This is a genomic window from Polaromonas sp. P1_E11, from assembly GCF_056405995.1.
Window position 1 is genome coordinate 1443038 of sequence record NZ_JBFUBA010000001.1, and the last position, 16548, is coordinate 1459585.

Genomic DNA, 16548 nt, shown 5'->3' on the forward strand with positions numbered 1-16548 from the left:
ACACAGCAGCGTGTTCGCGCGCACTAGGATTGGTTTTACCTGTGAATCCGTTCCGTACTGACGGTGCCATGTCAACCCGCCCTTTTCGCCTCGCCACACGGCTGATCCTGGCGTCAGCCCTGGCCGCTGCGTGCCTGGGCACCGCTGCGCAGGACAAAGCCGCAGGCACATTGCCGCAGGTCACGATCGCGGCCAAGGCTAACCGCGACCCCGTCGAAAAGTCCTACCGCAAGATGGTCCGCGGCATGGACCTTTTCGAGAAACAGCGCGCCGCCATGGCGCCCAACGCGTCGCTGCGCTTCAAACTCTTGCCGCGCAAGCGCGAAACGGAGATGGACCGCATCGAGATGGAGGTCATCGGGACGACGGTGGCGTTTGGCGTGGCGGTGGCGCCGGACCATACCTTTACGCTGGAGCGTGACCCCAAGGCGTTTGGCGAAAACGCGCAGGTGATTCCGAACCGGAAGGCGCAGACCATGACGTGGCGCACCGAGATTCGCACGCCGGGCCTGCCGCCCAACACGCGTCGGCTGGGGGACTTGCGGCTGGAGTGCCAGGTGGGCATGGAGGCGGGCCTGGTGTCGAATACCACCAACGTGATCGGCCGGCTGGCGCGGGTGATTCTGGATACGCCGGCCTATTGCGACAGGAAGGCGCCGCTTTATCTTTTCTTTGCAGACCGGCCTTTGTTCAGCGTGGCCATGGTCAATGGCCCGCGGCGGGAGATTCTTTCCATCGACAAGCTGTACGCCGCCGCCAGCGACGACCCCAACCTGAACGGCGACCTGCCGTATTGCGACTGCGAGGTGCTGGTGGACCGCACTTACGTCTTGCCGCTGGGCGACCGGAGCTGGCCGGACGACACGCTGGTGGAGTTTGAGTACATGGACGGGCCATGATGAAAACCCTGCCCCGTCAAACGTTGCGGCATGCCGGTGCGATGCTGCTTGCCTGCCTGTGGCTGGCCGGCTGCGCGGGCCCGGGGGGATTGTTCGGCCGCGAGGAAGCACCGCCGCCTTTTCGCGACCCGGCCATGACGATGGAAAGCGCGCAGGGCGCCATCGTGGCCGGGCAATCCACCAAGGCCGATGTGGTGGCCGCGCTGGGCGACGCCGCCACGTCGGTGAAGTTCGACAGCGGGCTGGAGGTGTGGGTCTACCGGAAAAAAACGCCGCAACCCACTGCGGCCAACCCGGAGCTGGTGATTCTGTTCACACCGGCCGGCATTGTTAAAAAGACGCGGATTCGCCCGGCGTATTCGGCTGACCCGGCTTACGAAGAGCGCAAGGATTGACTGCGCAATTGATCCCGGGTCCAGCCCACCACTTCAGACCGGAATGACGGTCGTCTCGAACACTTCCTTGAGGCACACAAAGGTGCGCACCTGCCGCACGCCGGGCAGCGCCACAAGCTGGGCGCTGTGCATCTCGTTGAACGAGTCGATGCTTTTGATGCGCAGCTTCACAAAATAATCAAACTCGCCGGTCACCAGTTGCACCTCGAGGCAACCCGTGAGGCCGGCGGCGGCTTTTTCAAACGCGGCGAATGAGTCGGTGGTGGAGCGGTCGAGCACGACACCGATGATGACCAGGCCGTTGTAGCCCAGCGCACGCGGGTTGACCAGCACCACGGTCTTGCGGATCAGCCCCAGCTCCTTGAGCCTGGCCACCCGCCTGGAGCAGGCCGGTGCGCTGAGGTTGGTTTTTTCGGCCAGCTGCATGTTGGGCAATGAGGCGTCCTGCTGCAGCAGCTTCAGGAGCTTGCGGTCTACCCGGTCGAGTTCTTTTTCCATTGGGGGATTGTACAAATCTTGCACCAAATGGCAATTCAACAAAATAAATTGTGCGTTTATCCAATTCAAATATTCCTGAGTCACTTTATTCGCTGAAGTATGCAATTCATTCCACAGGCCCGGCGATACGATTTGATTCAGGACTGCACCCAACCCTTCACCCACATGCCCTCCTTTTTTGCGGCCATTTCAGTCTACGCACCAGGGCTTCAACCGAGAAAAACTTCCATGCCTACCCCACTCCAATACCCGCTCCAGCTCCAGAAATTTGCAAAGCACTCCCTGACCTTCGGGCCCAGCCCGATACAGCCGCTCAAGCGCCTGAGCGCCCACCTGGGCGGCAAGGTCGAGCTGTTTGCCAAGCGCGAAGACTGCAACAGCGGCCTGGCGTTCGGCGGCAACAAGACACGCAAGATGGAATACCTGATCCCCGAGGCGCTGGCGCAGGGCTGCGACACGCTGGTGTCGATAGGCGGCATCCAGTCGAACCAGACGCGCCAGGTCGCAGCGGTGGCGGCGCACCTGGGCATGAAGTGCGTGCTGGTGCAGGAGAACTGGGTCAACTACTCCGACGCGGTGTATGACCGCGTGGGCAATATCGAGATGTCGCGCATCATGGGCGCCGACGTGCGCCTGGACGCGGCGGGTTTTGACATCGGCATCCGCCCGAGCTGGGAGCAGGCGATGGAAGACGTGCGCAAGAAGGGCGGCAAGCCCTTCCCGATTCCGGCGGGCTGTTCAGAGCACCCGTATGGCGGCCTGGGTTTTGTCGGCTTTGCCGAAGAAGTGCGCGCGCAAGAGGCCGAGCTGGGCTTCAAGTTTGACTACATCGTGGTGTGCTCCGTCACCGGCAGCACGCAGGCCGGCATGGTGGTGGGCTTTGCGGCAGACGGCCGCGCTGACCGGGTAATCGGCATCGATGCGTCGGCCAAGCCCGCCCAGACCCACGCGCAGATTGTGCGCATTGCACAGAACACCGCGAAGCTGGTAGAGCTCGGCCGCCCCATCACCGAAAAAGACGTCGTGCTCGACACCCGCTACGGCGGCCCCGAATACGGCCTGCCGTCCGAAGGCACGCTGGAGGCGATTCGCCTGTGCGCCCGCCAGGAGGGCATGCTGACCGACCCGGTGTACGAAGGCAAATCGATGCAGGGCATGATCGACATGGTGCGGCGCGGCGAGTTTCCGGCCGGCTCACGCGTGCTGTATGCGCACCTGGGCGGCGTGCCGGCGCTCAACGCCTACAGCTTCCTTTTCCGCAACGGCTGAACATGGAACGGCCTGCAGCACTGACCGTGGCGCTGGCAACGCGACTGGTGGAAGCCTTGCGTGCGGCGCCCCTTGACGCTGAAGCACCCGAGAGCGCCGGCATGCCCCTGCTGCGTGCGGCACTGAATGACCCTTCCGTGCACACCGTGGTGCTGGCCATCAGCAAAAACGGGCCGGCTGCCAGCCTGGTGCAGGTGATACGGCAGCCGGACACGCTGCATCAATGGGTGGAGCTGGCCTGCATCTGAGCGTGGGCATCGGAGTATTGCTATCAATTAAATAGCTGCCAGCGCCCGAAATTATTGGGTTGCTGGCCTTTTTTATGCCTGAAAAGTGGGCTCCGGGGCCTTCGCACACCCGAAATCGCCTCGAAAAGCCCGTTTTTATGCATGAAAATCAGTTGCAGCTCAATGAATACGGGCGCAAGCAGCTATATTTTTAATAGCAAACTGCAGCCCGCAAACCGCTAGGTCCGGTCTTTCCAGCGCGTCATCTCCCATGACGGCAGGCCGCGCAGGTCGCCGACCTTCGCGCTCTGGAATTCCGTGATGGCGGGTTTGGCACCGAGCCGCTCGTAAGCCTGTTTGGCCAGCGGCGCGGTTTGCACGAACACACTTTTCACCTGCGCCCAGCTCAAGGGCTGCGGAATGATTTTTGCGCCTGCAATCATTTTGGAGGTGGCAAACAAGGCCAGCGCGTCACCTTCGGTGGACCAGGCCCAGCCGCGGCGGAACACGACTTCGTCGCGAACCACCCTGGCGCCATCTGCCGGCGACAGCCCCCAGTAGGACTTGACCAGTTGCGAGACGGCCTCGGGGTCCGCCTGGCTGAGCGCGCTCACGGCCTCCTGCTGCGCCAGCAGAAAGGCCAGCACGAGGTTGGGGTGTTTTTCCACGATGTTGTTATGCACGATGCGGAAGGACCGGTGCAGGTAATAGCCATCGGGGTAAAAGGGTGAGTTCTTCACCGAGGGCAGCAAAATTCCAGCGCCCTTGCCGGCGGGGCCGTCGTACTGGGCTTCGGTATAGCCGTAGGAGTTCATCACAGCCACCGTGCCCGTGGACTGCGCTTTCAGGAAGGCCGGGTACACGGCGAGCGTGGCGTCCACGCCGCTGGGCACCTGCGCAGCTTCGGGCAAGGTGGGCAGGTGCACCATGCGGATGCCGTGCGCGGCCGGATCGGGGTTGCCCAGCTCATAGCGCAGGATTTGCGTGAACGCGTTGTACGGGTCTGCACCCACCAGCGTGCCGACCGTCTTTCCCTTGAGGTCCTGCACGTTGCGGATGGGCGAGTCCTTGCGCGTGCACAGCAAAAAGCGCAGCCGCCCCTCCGCCACCGACACCAGGCTGAACGGAAGCTTCGCGACAATGGCGCGCAGCGTCGGCGTGTTGCCCCACATGGCCATGTCGAGCTGGCCGGCGGCCAGGGCCTCGACTTGCGGGGCTGCTGCGGGGTAGGCGCGGTAATCCATGGTGAGGTCGTAGCCAAATTCCGCCGCGTGTTTTTCGATCAGCTTTTTGTTGATCATGTGCTGCGTGACCGGCGAGTTACCTGCTGCCCACGGAACCCAGCCATAGGACATCGTGAACGGCTTGCCGGCCTGCGCGCGGGCAAGCTGCGCAACGCCCACCGCCGCTGCACCGGCCAGGCCGGCACCCTGGCGCAGCCAGTGCCTGCGCGTCAACATTGATCTGCCGGCCATAAAGACCCCTCTTTCACATGAAGAACAGCCACGCGGACCCGGCGGCGCAAACCTGCAGCTCACACGGCCGGCAGGCTCACCCCTTCGTGTTTCGCATGGTGTTCGTGGTCTATTCTTTCCAGGAGCTCATACACCTCGCAGGGCTCATCTTTCGGGCCCAGCGGCACTGTGGCCACCAGCCTGAAACGGAAAAACCGCGCGGCCGAAAGCGCCACCGCGCGGCTGGCGGCGATGTTCACGCCCAGCGCATTGGCCTGCCGCGCCAGCGCCCGGGCCCGGTCCAGCGGTGCGCCCACTGCGGTAAAGGTCAGGTGGTCCCAGGTGCCGAAGTTGCCGACGGTGGCATTGCCAAAATCCAGGCCGAAGCGCGGTGGCTTGACCGGTACATCAAGGCCTTCGGCCAGCGCCTTCATGGAGTCCACCGCGCGCAGCGCGGCCTCGCAGGCGTAGCCCGCCGGGTTGGACACATTGAGCGGTGTGTTCCACAGTGCAACGGCGGTGCAGCTTTCGTAGCGGTCCATCATGCCCTTGCCCTGCGCCACTTCCACCGCCAGGATCTGCAGGTAGTGGTCGGCATGCGGCGACCAGGTCATGGCCGTGGCGTGGTCGTCGTCCAGCGCGGCGCACAGCACGGCCAGCTCGCGTTGCTCGACGCCGGCCTGCGGCGTCAGGCGGTTGGCAATGAAATGCTGAACCAGCGGCCGCGGCACGTAACGCGAAAATCCCTGCAGCGCAATGCGTGCCAGCGCCAGCGACTCCTGCAGGCGGCGCACCTCGGCGATGTCGCTGTCCTGGGGAATGTCGCTGTCGAATTCAAATTGCCGGATGTGCCTGGCCGAGCGCACCAGGTTTTTCAGGGGCCTGGCCAGCCGGTTGGCCATCCAGAACAGCATGGGCATCAGAAGCACCAGCCCGGCCACGCCCACCCCCAGCAGCATCCAGCGCATGCGCCGCACCTGCGCCAGCAGCAGGTTCTGGTCAGACACGAGGGCCACATAGGCCTTGCGGCTGAACACGCCTTCGATCGGCACCACCACTGCAGCAAAACGCTGGCCGTCGGCGCCGTCGACTGAATGAATCGGCGTATCTTTCAGCGAAGCCTGCGTCATCAACGGCGGCAACGCGGCATACAGGGGGTCATTCAGCGCGGCAAGGCTCACGGGCCGCCCGGACGCCAGAAGACGGCGAAGGCGGTCTGCATCGGACCAGCCCCAGACGCGGCCCTGCTCATCAAAGAGGATCAGCTCGGCGTGGCTTTCCTGGCTGCGCGCACGCAGAAAATCCGAAAGGCCCGCGACCGTGAACGTTACCGCTGCAACGCCGCCCTTCGGCCCGCTGAGCGGCCGTGACAACGCCATGCCGAACTCCGCCGGAAGCTGCAGCACAAAGGGGTCGGTGGCCTGGAAGGTGCCCAGGTTCAACTCGCTCACCCCCTCGTACCAGGGCCTGCTGCGGGGGTCGTAGCGGTTGCCCCAGGGACGCCGTTCGCTGGCGATGGCGGTCATTTGCTGGTCGTAAAAGACCCACTCCTCCACCCGCTTTTCGTGTTCGTCGACCCGGATGATCTGCTCCGCGTAGCGGGCTTCCGGCAGCGATTTGGCCCAGGTCCGGTCACGTTCGGTGCGCAGCACCATGCTCTGCAGGTAACTGCCGTCCGGGTAACCGAACACCAGCGAGGCGATCTGGGGATAGCGGTTTTGCATCGACATCTGCATGCGCTGCACCGAAATGTCGTTCTCACCTTCGAGGCCGGCGTGCGGGTCGTTGGTGGTGGCTTCCAGCCAGGCACGGGCCGGTTCCTGAAAGCGCAGCAGCTGCTCCTGCGTGCGGCGGCCCAGTTGCTCCAGCTCACGCTGCGCGCCGTCGAGCACGATGCGGCTTGCGGCCAGCTCAGCCAGTACCATGAGCGCCACCACAAGCACCGTACCCAGCGCGGCATAGGTCCAGAACAGGTGGGAGCGAATCGACCTGGCGTGAAAAGTCAGCAACTTCAACTTTTTCAAGCGCGTCCCCCTGCTGTGCTTGTTTGATCGCAAGATACGCTGCAGTAATACCTTTGACAAGGCGGTTGCTACTGCCCTGCCAGGTAACTTTTCGTCTTCCACATTTTGTGACGTTTGTCAGAATTTTCAGCGTGACGGCTTACAGAGGGAGCATCACCAGAAATGCAAATTTTTTGGGCGCCAGCATGGATACAGATGGTGACATCGGTGCGGTCTGTTTGCGACATGTACTGCCGGAGTACACACCCCGGGCTATAACAGAAGCGCTACATGCGGGCGGCCGCCTTGCCGATTTGCTTTGTAGTGCACTGGATCAAGAAGCCTGCGATTGAGCGGAACGGTGCGGAGGCTATAACCGCGGCGGGACAAGCCAGATCCACAAAGCCGCGGCGAATCCGATCCAGATCAGCACGATCACGAACGCAGCAATCCGGCTGCCCGGCTTCGAGCCTTGCGTCTTCACCCAATCATCAGCCCGGTTACGGCAATCGGCGAGCACCTCGGGTGGCAAGAGCCTGATGGTCAACCAGATCAGCCCCGGCAGCAGCAGGACATCGTCCAGATATCCGAGCACCGGGATGAAATCCGGAATGAGGTCAATGGGACTCAGCGCATAGGCCACGACGAAGAGCCCAAGCGCCTTCGCATACCAGGGCGTTGCCGGGTGTTTGCCGGCGAACCAGAGCGTCAATCCATCGCGCTTGATCCGCCTGGCCCAATTGTCGAGTTTGCCGCGCACTGTCATGCGCGCAAGCATGCCACAGCGACTGGAGTGATTACATTGATTGCATGATTCCGTTTGTAAGGCGTAATAGGTATCGACGATCAGACAAAAGCAGCCATCTATCAACTGATCAAACAAGCGGCTGCAACCATGACACACTTGAATGGTTGTCTAAGCATTCTTAGCTCATACAGTTTCACCACCGCAAACAAACTATTCCCAGAGCCAGGAATATGACCCGACCCATTTCACTCGCCGCCTTGACTGTGCTGGAACTGACACCGCCTGAAATGGTGACGTGTGCCTTTGACGCCGGCTTCAGCCATGTAGGCATCCGCTTGCTGCCAGCAACGCCGACCGAGCCGCAGTACGACATTGTGGGAGACACGCAGATGCTGCGCGAAGTCGAACATCGCCTGGCAGACACCGGCATCAAGGTGCTTGATGTCGAAATCTTTCGCATCAAGCCCGATACCCTGGTCGGCGACTACGAAGCCGCGATTGCCACCGCTGCCCGGCTCGGCGCGAGCGAGTTGCTTGTGGCCGGAAACGATCCAGACGAGGCCCGGCTCACCGATACCTTCGCCGCATTCTGCGACCTCGCCGACAGCTACGGTCTGGCAGCCTCCCTGGAATTCATGCCCTGGACCGACGCGAAGGATTTGACCCAGGCTGCGCGTATCGTTGAGCGCACCGGCCGCAGCAACGCCGGTGTCCTGATCGACCCCTTCCATTTGAGCCGCTCGCGTAGCCGCATCAAGGACATTGCCGAAATTCCGCCGTCGCGCATGCGCTTCATGCAGTTTTGTGACGTGCCCGCAGCCATTCCGCCGACGATGGACGCGATCCTCGCCGAGGCCCGCTCCGAGCGCCTGTTTCCCGGCGATGGCGAAGTGGACCTCCTCGGTCTCCTGCGCGCCGCGCCGCGCAACATCCCGCTCAGCCTCGAAGTGCCAACGCACACGCTGGCACTCACCGTCGGCGCCACCGATCGCGCACGCCGAGCCCTTGCCGCCACACGGCGCGTGCTGGCGCAACTCGACACATGAACGGACGCTGACGACTGGGCTCGTGCCAGGAAGGAAAAGAAGCGGGATGAAGGCAGGTGTTGCCCGACACGGCAATCCGAACGTTCTGATGCATTTTTATTCAGGTCGAACAAGCCGTCTATCTGGCAAGGCATTGATCTAAAACAAGCTTCTCGTGGCACACCACTCGCATAGTCAGAACTGCCGAATCGGCACAAAGACCAAGGAAACGCCACATGAAACGGACTCTCTCCCTCGGCGCCATCGCCGCCGCCATCGGTATCCTCGCCACGGCTTTTTCCGTGCAGGCGCAGCCCGCCGCGCACCCGGCGCATACCACGGCCGCGTCCGGCAGCCCTTCAACCGCAGCGGCGCCCTCCGGGCTCAAGCGCTACGAACTGCACACCAACATCGTCGACGGGAAAATGGTGTTCGTCGACGACAAAGGACAGGTGAACCCGACCCTTGCTGCCAACGTGGACGACACCATCGAGATCGTGCTGGAAAGCGGCGAAGGCGCGGAGCACGACCTGGTAATTCCCGAACTCAACGTCGCATCGTCCAAGTTCAGCCCCGGCACCGGCAAGACCACCCTGCGGTTCAAGGTTCCGCGCTCTGGCACCTTCACCTACTTCTGCTCAATCCCCGGCCACCGGCAGATCGGCATGGAAGGCCGGCTGCAAGTCACCGGCCCCGCCGCGGCCCAAGCCACTGCGCCCACTGGCAGTGACTCCGGCCAGGCCGCACTTGCGCTCTATACCCCAGCCCCCGTGCCGCAGCGCGCCGCCGATCCCTCCGCAGTCAGCGTGGCCGCCAACCCGGCCACGGTGCCAGCCGCCATAGGGGGCAGGGCTCCCAAGACCCTGAAGTACCGCATGGAAACGGTCGAGTTGCCCGGCAAGCTCGACGACGGCACGAGCTTTACCTACTGGACTTTCAACCGCCAGGTGCCCGGTCCGATGCTGCGCGCCCGCGTAGGCGACACCATTGAGCTGACGCTGGCCAATGCGCGTGACAGCAAGATGATCCACTCGATCGACCTGCATGCGGTGACAGGCGGCCATGGCGGCGGCGAACACACTCAGGTTGCTCCGGGCCAGGAAAAGACCATCACCTTCAAGGCGCTCAATCCAGGTTTATACGTGTACCACTGCGCCACGCCCCTGGTGCCGCAACATATTGCGGCCGGCATGTACGGAATGATCCTGGTCGAGCCCGCAGGCGGTTTGCCCAAGGTGGACCGCGAATACTATGTAATGCAGGGCGAGATGTACACGGGCCGTCCGCATGGGGCCAAAGGGCACCAGGAGGCCGACCTTGAAAAGATGGCCAACGAGTTGCCCGACTACTACGTCTTCAACGGCGAAGTCGGTGCGCTGAACAAGACCCACAAGCTGCAGGCGAAAGTGGGTGAAACCGTGCGCATTTACTTTGGCGTCGGTGGCCCCAACAAAATCTCGTCTTTCCACGTCATCGGTGAGATTTTCGATACCGTGTACAGCGAAGGTTCCTTCACGGGTCTCAAGCACGACGTGCAGACCACGCTGGTGGCACCCGGCGGCGCGACCATCGTCGAAATCAAGGTCCAACACCCCGGAAGGTATTTACTGGTGGACCACGCCTTGTCACGCGCAGGCAAGGGCGCGGTCGGCGTGCTCGAAGTCACGGGCGAACCGGTACCCGGCGTCTACAAGGCCGGTGTGTTGTAACCCTGGACAGGACAGCGGCACGCGAGGTAGCCTGAATCTGTCGCCTTGCCAGCTACGCCTCCAGGCGTACGACGACCTTGCCGGAGTGCCGGCCCTGCAGCAGGTCTGACAGGGCGGCGGGTGCTTGCAAAAGACCATCCACAACGTGCTCCAACGCCTTGACCTGTCCACTGTTGATCCATTCACCCATTTCACTGCGGAACACGTCAAAGCGCGCACCGTAGTGGTCAAGAATAATGAAGCCCTGCACCCGCACCCGCTTCTGCAAAATGGCGGCCAGGAGTTGCGGCAGCTGGTTGGGGCCGGGAGAGCCTGCCGAGTCGTTGTAATGTGCGACAAAACCGCACACGGGCATACGAGCACCAAGATTGAGCAGAGGAAGGACTGCCGACAATACGTCACCTCCAACGTTCTCAAAGTACACGTCAATGCCCGCCGGGCATGCAGCAGCAAGCCGTTCCCCCAATAATGGCCCGTGTCTGTCGACGCAGGCATCAAAGCCCAGATCGTCGACGGCCTGGCGGCACTTTTCAGCACCGCCGGCGATGCCTACCACGCGGGCGCCCTTGAGTTTCGCGATCTGGCCGACCATGGCGCCCACCGCACCGGTCGCCGCTGCAACCACAACAGTTTCACCAACTTTTGGCTGACCGATATCCAGCAATCCGACGTGGGCTGTGAAGCCCGGCATTCCGAGCGCACCAAGCGCCAGAGACGGACGGACCATGTCACCAATGACCTGCAGGTCGATCCCATCGCTCAGAGCGTAGTCCTGCCAGCCGGCGTTGGCTAGCACGAGATCACCAACGCGATATTTGGGATGCCTGGAGTCGACGATGCGGCTGACTGTGCCGCCCGGCATGGTGCCGCCCAATGGAACGGGTAGTGCATATCCAGGCCCGATTTTGTCCATCAGGTTGCGCATGTACGGGTCAAGCGAAAGGAACTGCGTCTGTAACAGCACCTGGCCTTCACCCGGGCGCGGCACGGAGTCGGCCACGAGATCGAAGTCAGAGGCAACGGGCAGGCCGCGCGGGTGCGCCGCCAGTATGAGGCGCCGATTGGTGTTCAGGTCCGGTTTGGGATTTGTCATGATGGCCTCTGTGCTTCAGTCGCGGCGGGATCCGGGACCGCGCTGCCAAGCCAGCAGGCCACCCAGGGCCACGGCCACCATGGCGAACGCAGGAGCCCCGAGCGCTCCAGTCCAGTCAACGATGAGGCCTCCCGCGATGGCGCCCGTGGCAATGGCGATCTGGAACGCTGCCACCAGCAACCCGCCCGCGGCCTCTGCCTGGTCGGGTGCGGCGCGCACGATCCAGGTCTGAAAGCCGACCGGAAACGCGCCGAATGCGAACCCCCACAGCGTCACCGCGACAGCGGTGACCACGGTGGAGCTGCCGCCAATGAGCAGCGCAGCCGCAAGCAAGGCGATCATCCCGCTGCCTGCGACGATCGCGTATCGCTCACTGCGCCCCGCCAGCCAGCCCCCTGCAAAGTTCCCGAAGAAGCCGCCGATGCCGTAGCCCAGCAGCACGGCGGAAACCGCCGCCACCGACAGCTTGGTCACGTCTTCAAGCACGGGCCGGATGTAGGTGAAGCCCGCAAAATGGCCGGATATCACGAGCAGCACCGCCAGCAGCGCAATGCGTACCGGTCCCCGCGTGAGCAGATCGCGCAGGCCCTTCAAACTGGCCCGGTCGCGTGGCGGCAGTGCCGGCAACGCTATCAATTGCACAACAAAAGCGAGCAGGCCGACGACGCCTGCCGCGACAAAAGCGCTACGCCATCCCCAGAGACTGCCCATCCAGGCGCCGACTGGGGCCGCGCAGACGGTGGCAATGGACACGCCGGTCAACACGAGCGACATCGCGCGTGGAAACAGCCGCTCCGGCACCAGGCGCATGGCCAGTGCCGCCGCCATGGACCAGAATCCACCGAGCGCAATACCGAGCACCACGCGCGCGACCAGCAGTACCGCGAGCGAGGCGGCTGTCGCCGCCAACAGGTTGGATACGAACAGAAGGGCTGTGAGCGTCAGCAGCACCCGCTTGCGATCGAAGCGCGCCGTCAGCAGGGGAATGGTCGGCGCGGCCACCGCACCGACGAGCGCAGTGGCCGTGACGGCCTGGCCCGCAGCGCCCGCCGTGACGTGCAGGTCGGCCGCCATGGCGGTCAGCAGGCTGGCCGGCAGGAATTCGGCCGTGACCAGGCCAAACACACCGAGAGAGAGTGAAGCCACCGCCGCCCAGAGAGCGGCGGCTTCGCCAGGTGAATCGTTGCCGGGGGTCGCGCCGGCGGCCAGCGGATCGAGGCAGGCAGAAGAGGAAGTTGATGACATGAAATGTGAAGCCTTGTTGAGGACAGGGTTGCCAGCTTAGGCCTAGCATCGACACTTTTCCATGGCGAAAGAGCCGAAATGCTTGACGATTCCTCCAGAACTTTCACGCCCGTCGTTCAGCCTCCTCACGAAGGCGGGGGTCTTCCTGCCGCAGGCCCCGACCCCCTCACCAAAGTCCTGCTGGGCCTGCGCCTGGACGGCGTCGAGTACGGCCGCTGCCTGATGCATGCGCCGTGGGCGATTTCCTTCTCCGCGCAAGCTGCCGCACGTTTTCATTTCGTCGCCAGCGGAGATTGCTGGATGCATACGCAGCAGTCCGGGTGGATGGAACTGAAGGCCGGTGACGCGGTGCTGCTGCCCCGCAGCACGGCCCACACCGTGGCCAGCTCACCCGAGGTGCCGCCGGTGGACCTCGCGACTTTCGATCGCGAGCGGGTCGCAGACGACATCTATTTGTTGCGGGATGGAGCCCCCGCAGCGCAGACGCCATCCCACGTCATGTTCTGCGGCACCATGAAGTTCAACCTTGACCCTCTGCACCCCTTGCTGGCCATGATGCCGGAGGTGATACGCGCCGGCGACCTGGCCCAACGCGACCCGGGTGTACCCATGCTGCTCGACGCGATGGAGCGTGAAGCCTCGCTCAACCGCATCGGCGCCTGCGGCATCCTGGCCCGCATGGCCGATGTGCTCGCCGCGAGCATCATCCGTGCCTGGGTGGAATGCGCTTGCAGCAACTCGACAGGCTGGATCGCAGCGCTGCGCTCGCCCGGGGTGGGCAAGGTGCTTGCCGCCATTCACGCGACGCCGGAGCAGGACTGGAGCGTGCCGGAGATGGCGAACATCATGGGCGCATCGCGATCACGTTTTGCCCAGGCATTCAAGGATTCGGTGGGCGAGAGCCCTGCCCGATACGTGGCCCGCATTCGCATGTTTCAGGCTCGCAACTGGATCGCGCAGGACGGCATGCGTGTCACCACCGCCGCCGACCGGCTGGGCTTCGACTCCGAGGCCTCGTTCAGCCGGGCGTTCAAGCGTGTGATTGGACATCCGCCGAGCAAGGCGCGCAGTTCCATGTGAAGTCTCGCGGTGCGGTCATGCTCTTTGCAGGATTACGGGGGAGGGGTTTGTGTGGCCGCCCCCGTCATTGCGCTCGCGGCAAGATGACGTCGGCACGCGAGTACTGGAACAGGAACAGGAGACAAGGTGTTTCGCTCACGCAGCCGTCCACATGCAAATCACCGCCCGCCTGGCGTACGTAGGACCCGGGCGGCAAGGAAATTCCCGTGCCGTTTCCGTCCTCGTGGCGCCAGACGCCCTTGATCAGAACACCATGGTAGTCACCGCTGTGTGCATGTACCGGCGATCGAAAGCCAGGCGGCAGTTCAATGAGCTGGCCAAAGCCGCCATCACGGTTGCGGTCGCCCCACAGGTCTGTCAAGCGCTGCGGCAGCCCGGGTGCTTGTGGCCGGAACTGAAGTTGCTCAAGCGGGATGGACACGTTGCGGGCGTTGTCGAACGCATCGGCACGGGAGAGCATCGGGATGGCCAGTCCGGCAATCAACGCCGCGGCGGAGATGTGGCGATAGAGGGAAGGTTTTTTCATCATTTGGCGGCCGGGAATTCCGTGGCGTAGGGCTCTTTGTTGAACAGAAAAATGACGCAAGGCGTTTTCGAAACGCAGGCGTCTTCGTGCAGCTGCGTGTGCACCTGTGTCCAGTAGGCCCCGGGCTGCAGCGTTACATTCTTGCCCTCGCCGGTAGATGGCACCGAGTGCTTCCAGGTTCCACGTACGACTATCGCCCGGTAGTCGGCGGTGTGCGAGTGCGCTCCGCTCTTGAATCCCCCTGGCGCGGTCAACAGGGTGCCTGCCTCACCTTTGGCCCGGTCACCCCACAACGCCGCCAATTGCACGGGGACCCGCGGCGATTCGCGATACCAGGGCGTCCTGTCTGCAGGAACGTACTCGTTTTGCAGCCCCTGCGCCCACGCGATGGGTATGCCGATAGCGAACGGAAGGATAGTGAGTGTCTTCAAGATTTGCATGCAGGCTCCTGTAAAAAAAAGGGGATAACAACCGTGGCGCGGCACGACAGGAAATGGCGGGTCTCGCGTCGGTTCAGTGATAGTGCCGGCCTGCAGGGCGTATGTCGCACACAAACGGCCAGGCAAGCATAATTAGCCAATCCACCCACGGCGACAGGCAGCGATATGGTGAGCACATTTACATCAACCCACCTCCAGCCAGCAGGTTTGTGCGATGCGCAGGCCCGGGCCAACCACGGGATTTCGCTGCACCTTGGCTCTCCAGCTGCCGCGACGTGCCTGGACATGCCCGGAATGCCGCGTTTCCATCGCAGGCTCGGCGGTATGAACATCGTTCCGGCAGGCGTCCGGAGCCGCTGGGATATAGAGTCGCCTATCCAGATGCTGTGCTTGCGGTTGCCTACACAGACATTCGCTGCGGTGGCGCAAGGCATGGATCTGGATCCTTCGACAGTGCTGCTACAGCCGCAAAGACAGGTCCATGATGACCGCATATCGCTCGTGATCCGTGCATTGCATTTAGAACGCATGGAAGGCATGCCTCACGGGACGTTTCTGGCCGAAAGCCTGGAGAATGCCATTTGCGCTCGTCTGCTCCACACCTATGCGTCGCGGCGCGAGTTCCCGCGCTCCGCCCGGGCACGGTTCAGTGATGAGGGCCTGCGCAAACTCCTTGTCCACATCGAAGACCACCTGGAGGATTCGCACCTCACCCTGGAAGAGCTGGCGCTTGTGGCCGGCACTAGCGTGTCCTACCTGAAGCTGGGATTCCGGCACGCGGTCGGGAGACCAGTGCACCGTTACATCATCGAGCGTCGCGTAGGGCGCGCCGTCGCGTTCTTGCAAGCGGGGATGCCGATTAGCGCTGCCGCTACGGGCGCGGGCTTTGCCCACGCCTCGCATCTGGCCCTCTGGACTCGCCGCCTGCTGCAGGTCACACCGCAGGAGATCCGGCAGCGAGGAAGAGATGACGAAGACACGCGGTAAGTTTTGCATCGCCGGGCCATCTGAATCAGATGAAAACCCGAGCTTATACAGCGTGACCCCAAGCCATGCACATGTCACCCAGCTAGTCCAGTGCGCGAGGCTGCACGCCGATTGCTGCGCAATACCGGTGGTAGTCTGAGATCCGGTCGGCGGCGGTTATTTGCTGCAGTACGCTGTGGTGCGCTCCGAGGTATTCGACACTGCCCTTGACGACGACGTGCACCAGCAGATCCTCGTCCCCTACAGCTTCCCACCAGTCCACATTGCCGGCAGGCTCGTGAATGTAGTCCCCGACGCCCACCATGCGACCATCGTTCAGGCGACGCTGGCCAACCAGGGTCAGGGCGTGAACCTCGCCGGTGTGCCGGTGTAAACCCAGCCGTGTACCCGGCTTGAGCCGCATCAATTCGACCCAGCCTGAACCATCTGGCAGGAACTGGATCGGAAGTGACCATTTCCCTTCCCCTTCCGGGATCCAGGTGCTGAGTCCAGCCCGGCGCATGGCCGTGGCGATGATAGTGTTTGCTAGTTCCATGGCTCTGCCTCTCATTGGTCCGGATGTTGATGGCGGTATTCCTGGGTGCGCCCGCCATAGCCGTACGCGCTGCCGCGGACATCTTGCACGTACACGTAGCTTTCTGGGTGCAGGTCTCCAAGGATGCGCCCGAACGCTTCGAATGATTCTGCGACAAACCGGGCCTTTTCGGCCTTGGTGTTGGTCTCGTCCACCACCTTGATGTCGAAGTAGAAGCTGTTCATCTTCAGTTCGGCCAGCGACTTTCCGGCGATAAACCAGTCGCGCGAATCGACATGGTCGATCACTACCGCGGTGAGGTCACGCCGTTTTCCGAGCAAGCGGCTGGAAAGGTCCAGCAGCGTGTCGGTGACGAGTTGCGAGAGCTCAGGCGAACGGTTCGCCGATATCTTGACATTGAGGATAGGCATGGTTG

Annotated in this window: 18 protein-coding genes; 8 read left to right on the forward strand and 10 right to left on the reverse strand. The window is 62.9% G+C overall.

Annotation, left to right across the window (positions count from 1 at the left end; translation table 11 throughout):
• Positions 1-68 precede the first annotated feature (68 nt).
• Positions 69-899, forward strand: a complete 831-nt coding sequence (locus tag AC1D11_RS07050) for a hypothetical protein (protein ID WP_477647587.1) — start codon at positions 69-71, stop codon at positions 897-899.
• On the forward strand, positions 896-1294 hold the full coding sequence (locus tag AC1D11_RS07055; protein WP_477647588.1) for a hypothetical protein: 399 nt from the start codon (positions 896-898) through the stop codon (positions 1292-1294). The genes AC1D11_RS07050 and AC1D11_RS07055 overlap by 4 nt, the downstream gene beginning before the upstream one ends.
• A gap of 33 nt (positions 1295-1327) precedes the next feature.
• On the opposite strand, the gene AC1D11_RS07060 is transcribed toward AC1D11_RS07055, so the two are convergent.
• Positions 1328-1792, reverse strand: a complete 465-nt coding sequence (locus AC1D11_RS07060; RefSeq protein ID WP_477647589.1) for an Lrp/AsnC family transcriptional regulator — start codon at positions 1790-1792, stop codon at positions 1328-1330.
• A gap of 228 nt (positions 1793-2020) precedes the next feature.
• Here AC1D11_RS07060 and AC1D11_RS07065 point away from each other — a divergent pair, with 228 nt between their 5' ends.
• Positions 2021-3061, forward strand: a complete 1041-nt coding sequence (locus AC1D11_RS07065; RefSeq protein ID WP_477647590.1) for a 1-aminocyclopropane-1-carboxylate deaminase — start codon at positions 2021-2023, stop codon at positions 3059-3061.
• Positions 3062-3063: 2 nt separating this feature from the next.
• On the forward strand, positions 3064-3309 hold the full coding sequence (locus AC1D11_RS07070) for a hypothetical protein (RefSeq protein WP_477647591.1): 246 nt from the start codon (positions 3064-3066) through the stop codon (positions 3307-3309).
• A gap of 218 nt (positions 3310-3527) precedes the next feature.
• Here AC1D11_RS07070 and AC1D11_RS07075 read toward each other — a convergent pair whose 3' ends face one another.
• The 3 genes from AC1D11_RS07075 to AC1D11_RS07085 form a co-directional block, all read right to left on the reverse strand.
• Positions 3528-4763, reverse strand: a complete 1236-nt coding sequence (locus AC1D11_RS07075; RefSeq protein ID WP_477647592.1) for an ABC transporter substrate-binding protein — start codon at positions 4761-4763, stop codon at positions 3528-3530.
• A 59-nt stretch (positions 4764-4822) separates the two neighbouring features.
• Complete coding sequence (locus AC1D11_RS07080; RefSeq protein WP_477647593.1) at positions 4823-6766, reverse strand: hypothetical protein; 1944 nt, start codon at positions 6764-6766, stop codon at positions 4823-4825.
• Between the two features lie 349 nt (positions 6767-7115).
• Entirely contained in the window at positions 7116-7511 is a 396-nt protein-coding gene (locus AC1D11_RS07085) for a YkvA family protein (RefSeq protein WP_477647652.1), read from the reverse strand.
• Positions 7512-7723: 212 nt separating this feature from the next.
• On the opposite strand from AC1D11_RS07085, the gene AC1D11_RS07090 reads away from it, so the two are divergent.
• Together AC1D11_RS07090 and nirK are read left to right on the forward strand one after the other, a co-directional pair.
• Positions 7724-8539, forward strand: a complete 816-nt coding sequence (locus AC1D11_RS07090) for a sugar phosphate isomerase/epimerase family protein (RefSeq protein WP_477647594.1) — start codon at positions 7724-7726, stop codon at positions 8537-8539.
• A 215-nt stretch (positions 8540-8754) separates the two neighbouring features.
• Entirely contained in the window at positions 8755-10227 is a 1473-nt protein-coding gene (gene nirK, locus AC1D11_RS07095) for a copper-containing nitrite reductase (protein WP_477647595.1), read from the forward strand.
• 52 nt (positions 10228-10279) lie between these two features.
• Here nirK and AC1D11_RS07100 read toward each other — a convergent pair whose 3' ends face one another.
• Together AC1D11_RS07100 and AC1D11_RS07105 are read right to left on the reverse strand one after the other, a co-directional pair.
• Positions 10280-11320 carry an NADP-dependent oxidoreductase gene (locus tag AC1D11_RS07100; protein WP_477647596.1) on the reverse strand — a complete coding sequence of 347 codons (1041 nt, stop codon included), beginning with the start codon at positions 11318-11320 and terminating at the stop codon, positions 10280-10282.
• Positions 11321-11335: 15 nt separating this feature from the next.
• Positions 11336-12565 (reverse strand): MFS transporter, encoded by a 1230-nt coding sequence (locus AC1D11_RS07105; protein WP_477647597.1) that lies wholly within the window; start codon positions 12563-12565, stop codon positions 11336-11338.
• Positions 12566-12643: 78 nt separating this feature from the next.
• Here AC1D11_RS07105 and AC1D11_RS07110 point away from each other — a divergent pair, with 78 nt between their 5' ends.
• Entirely contained in the window at positions 12644-13645 is a 1002-nt protein-coding gene (locus AC1D11_RS07110; protein WP_477647598.1) for an AraC family transcriptional regulator, read from the forward strand.
• A gap of 64 nt (positions 13646-13709) precedes the next feature.
• Here the strand turns inward: AC1D11_RS07110 and AC1D11_RS07115 are convergent, their stop codons facing one another.
• A complete protein-coding gene (locus AC1D11_RS07115) occupies positions 13710-14171 on the reverse strand; it encodes a DUF4437 domain-containing protein (protein ID WP_477650981.1) in 462 nt (153 codons plus the stop codon).
• Complete coding sequence (locus tag AC1D11_RS07120) at positions 14171-14611, reverse strand: DUF4437 domain-containing protein (protein WP_477647600.1); 441 nt, start codon at positions 14609-14611, stop codon at positions 14171-14173. Before AC1D11_RS07120 ends, AC1D11_RS07115 begins: the two co-directional genes overlap by 1 nt.
• A gap of 324 nt (positions 14612-14935) precedes the next feature.
• Between AC1D11_RS07120 and AC1D11_RS07125 the strand changes: the two genes are divergently transcribed.
• Entirely contained in the window at positions 14936-15598 is a 663-nt protein-coding gene (locus tag AC1D11_RS07125; protein ID WP_477647601.1) for a helix-turn-helix domain-containing protein, read from the forward strand.
• Between the two features lie 82 nt (positions 15599-15680).
• Here the strand turns inward: AC1D11_RS07125 and AC1D11_RS07130 are convergent, their stop codons facing one another.
• A complete protein-coding gene (locus AC1D11_RS07130) occupies positions 15681-16133 on the reverse strand; it encodes a cupin domain-containing protein (protein ID WP_477647602.1) in 453 nt (150 codons plus the stop codon).
• Positions 16134-16144: 11 nt separating this feature from the next.
• A complete protein-coding gene (locus AC1D11_RS07135; RefSeq protein ID WP_477647603.1) occupies positions 16145-16543 on the reverse strand; it encodes a tautomerase family protein in 399 nt (132 codons plus the stop codon).
• Positions 16544-16548 lie beyond the last annotated feature (5 nt).

Bases quoted from the DNA above. Each gene is read 5' to 3' on its own strand.
- AC1D11_RS07070 (WP_477647591.1), top strand. From the start codon at position 3,064: ATGGAACGGCCTGCAGCACTGACCGTGGCGCTGGCAACGCGACTGGTG.
- AC1D11_RS07055 (WP_477647588.1), top strand. From the start codon at position 896: ATGATGAAAACCCTGCCCCGTCAAACGTTGCGGCATGCCGGTGCGATG.
- AC1D11_RS07085 (WP_477647652.1), bottom strand. From the start codon at position 7,511: ATGACAGTGCGCGGCAAACTCGACAATTGGGCCAGGCGGATCAAGCGC.
- AC1D11_RS07135 (WP_477647603.1), bottom strand. From the start codon at position 16,543: ATGCCTATCCTCAATGTCAAGATATCGGCGAACCGTTCGCCTGAGCTC.
- AC1D11_RS07050 (WP_477647587.1), top strand. From the start codon at position 69: ATGTCAACCCGCCCTTTTCGCCTCGCCACACGGCTGATCCTGGCGTCA.
- AC1D11_RS07120 (WP_477647600.1), bottom strand. From the start codon at position 14,611: ATGCAAATCTTGAAGACACTCACTATCCTTCCGTTCGCTATCGGCATA.
- AC1D11_RS07125 (WP_477647601.1), top strand. From the start codon at position 14,936: ATGAACATCGTTCCGGCAGGCGTCCGGAGCCGCTGGGATATAGAGTCG.
- nirK (WP_477647595.1), top strand. From the start codon at position 8,755: ATGAAACGGACTCTCTCCCTCGGCGCCATCGCCGCCGCCATCGGTATC.
- AC1D11_RS07060 (WP_477647589.1), bottom strand. From the start codon at position 1,792: ATGGAAAAAGAACTCGACCGGGTAGACCGCAAGCTCCTGAAGCTGCTG.
- AC1D11_RS07090 (WP_477647594.1), top strand. From the start codon at position 7,724: ATGACCCGACCCATTTCACTCGCCGCCTTGACTGTGCTGGAACTGACA.
- AC1D11_RS07065 (WP_477647590.1), top strand. From the start codon at position 2,021: ATGCCTACCCCACTCCAATACCCGCTCCAGCTCCAGAAATTTGCAAAG.
- AC1D11_RS07110 (WP_477647598.1), top strand. From the start codon at position 12,644: ATGCTTGACGATTCCTCCAGAACTTTCACGCCCGTCGTTCAGCCTCCT.
- AC1D11_RS07075 (WP_477647592.1), bottom strand. From the start codon at position 4,763: ATGGCCGGCAGATCAATGTTGACGCGCAGGCACTGGCTGCGCCAGGGT.
- AC1D11_RS07100 (WP_477647596.1), bottom strand. From the start codon at position 11,320: ATGACAAATCCCAAACCGGACCTGAACACCAATCGGCGCCTCATACTG.
- AC1D11_RS07130 (WP_477647602.1), bottom strand. From the start codon at position 16,133: ATGGAACTAGCAAACACTATCATCGCCACGGCCATGCGCCGGGCTGGA.
- AC1D11_RS07105 (WP_477647597.1), bottom strand. From the start codon at position 12,565: ATGTCATCAACTTCCTCTTCTGCCTGCCTCGATCCGCTGGCCGCCGGC.
- AC1D11_RS07115 (WP_477650981.1), bottom strand. From the start codon at position 14,171: ATGAAAAAACCTTCCCTCTATCGCCACATCTCCGCCGCGGCGTTGATT.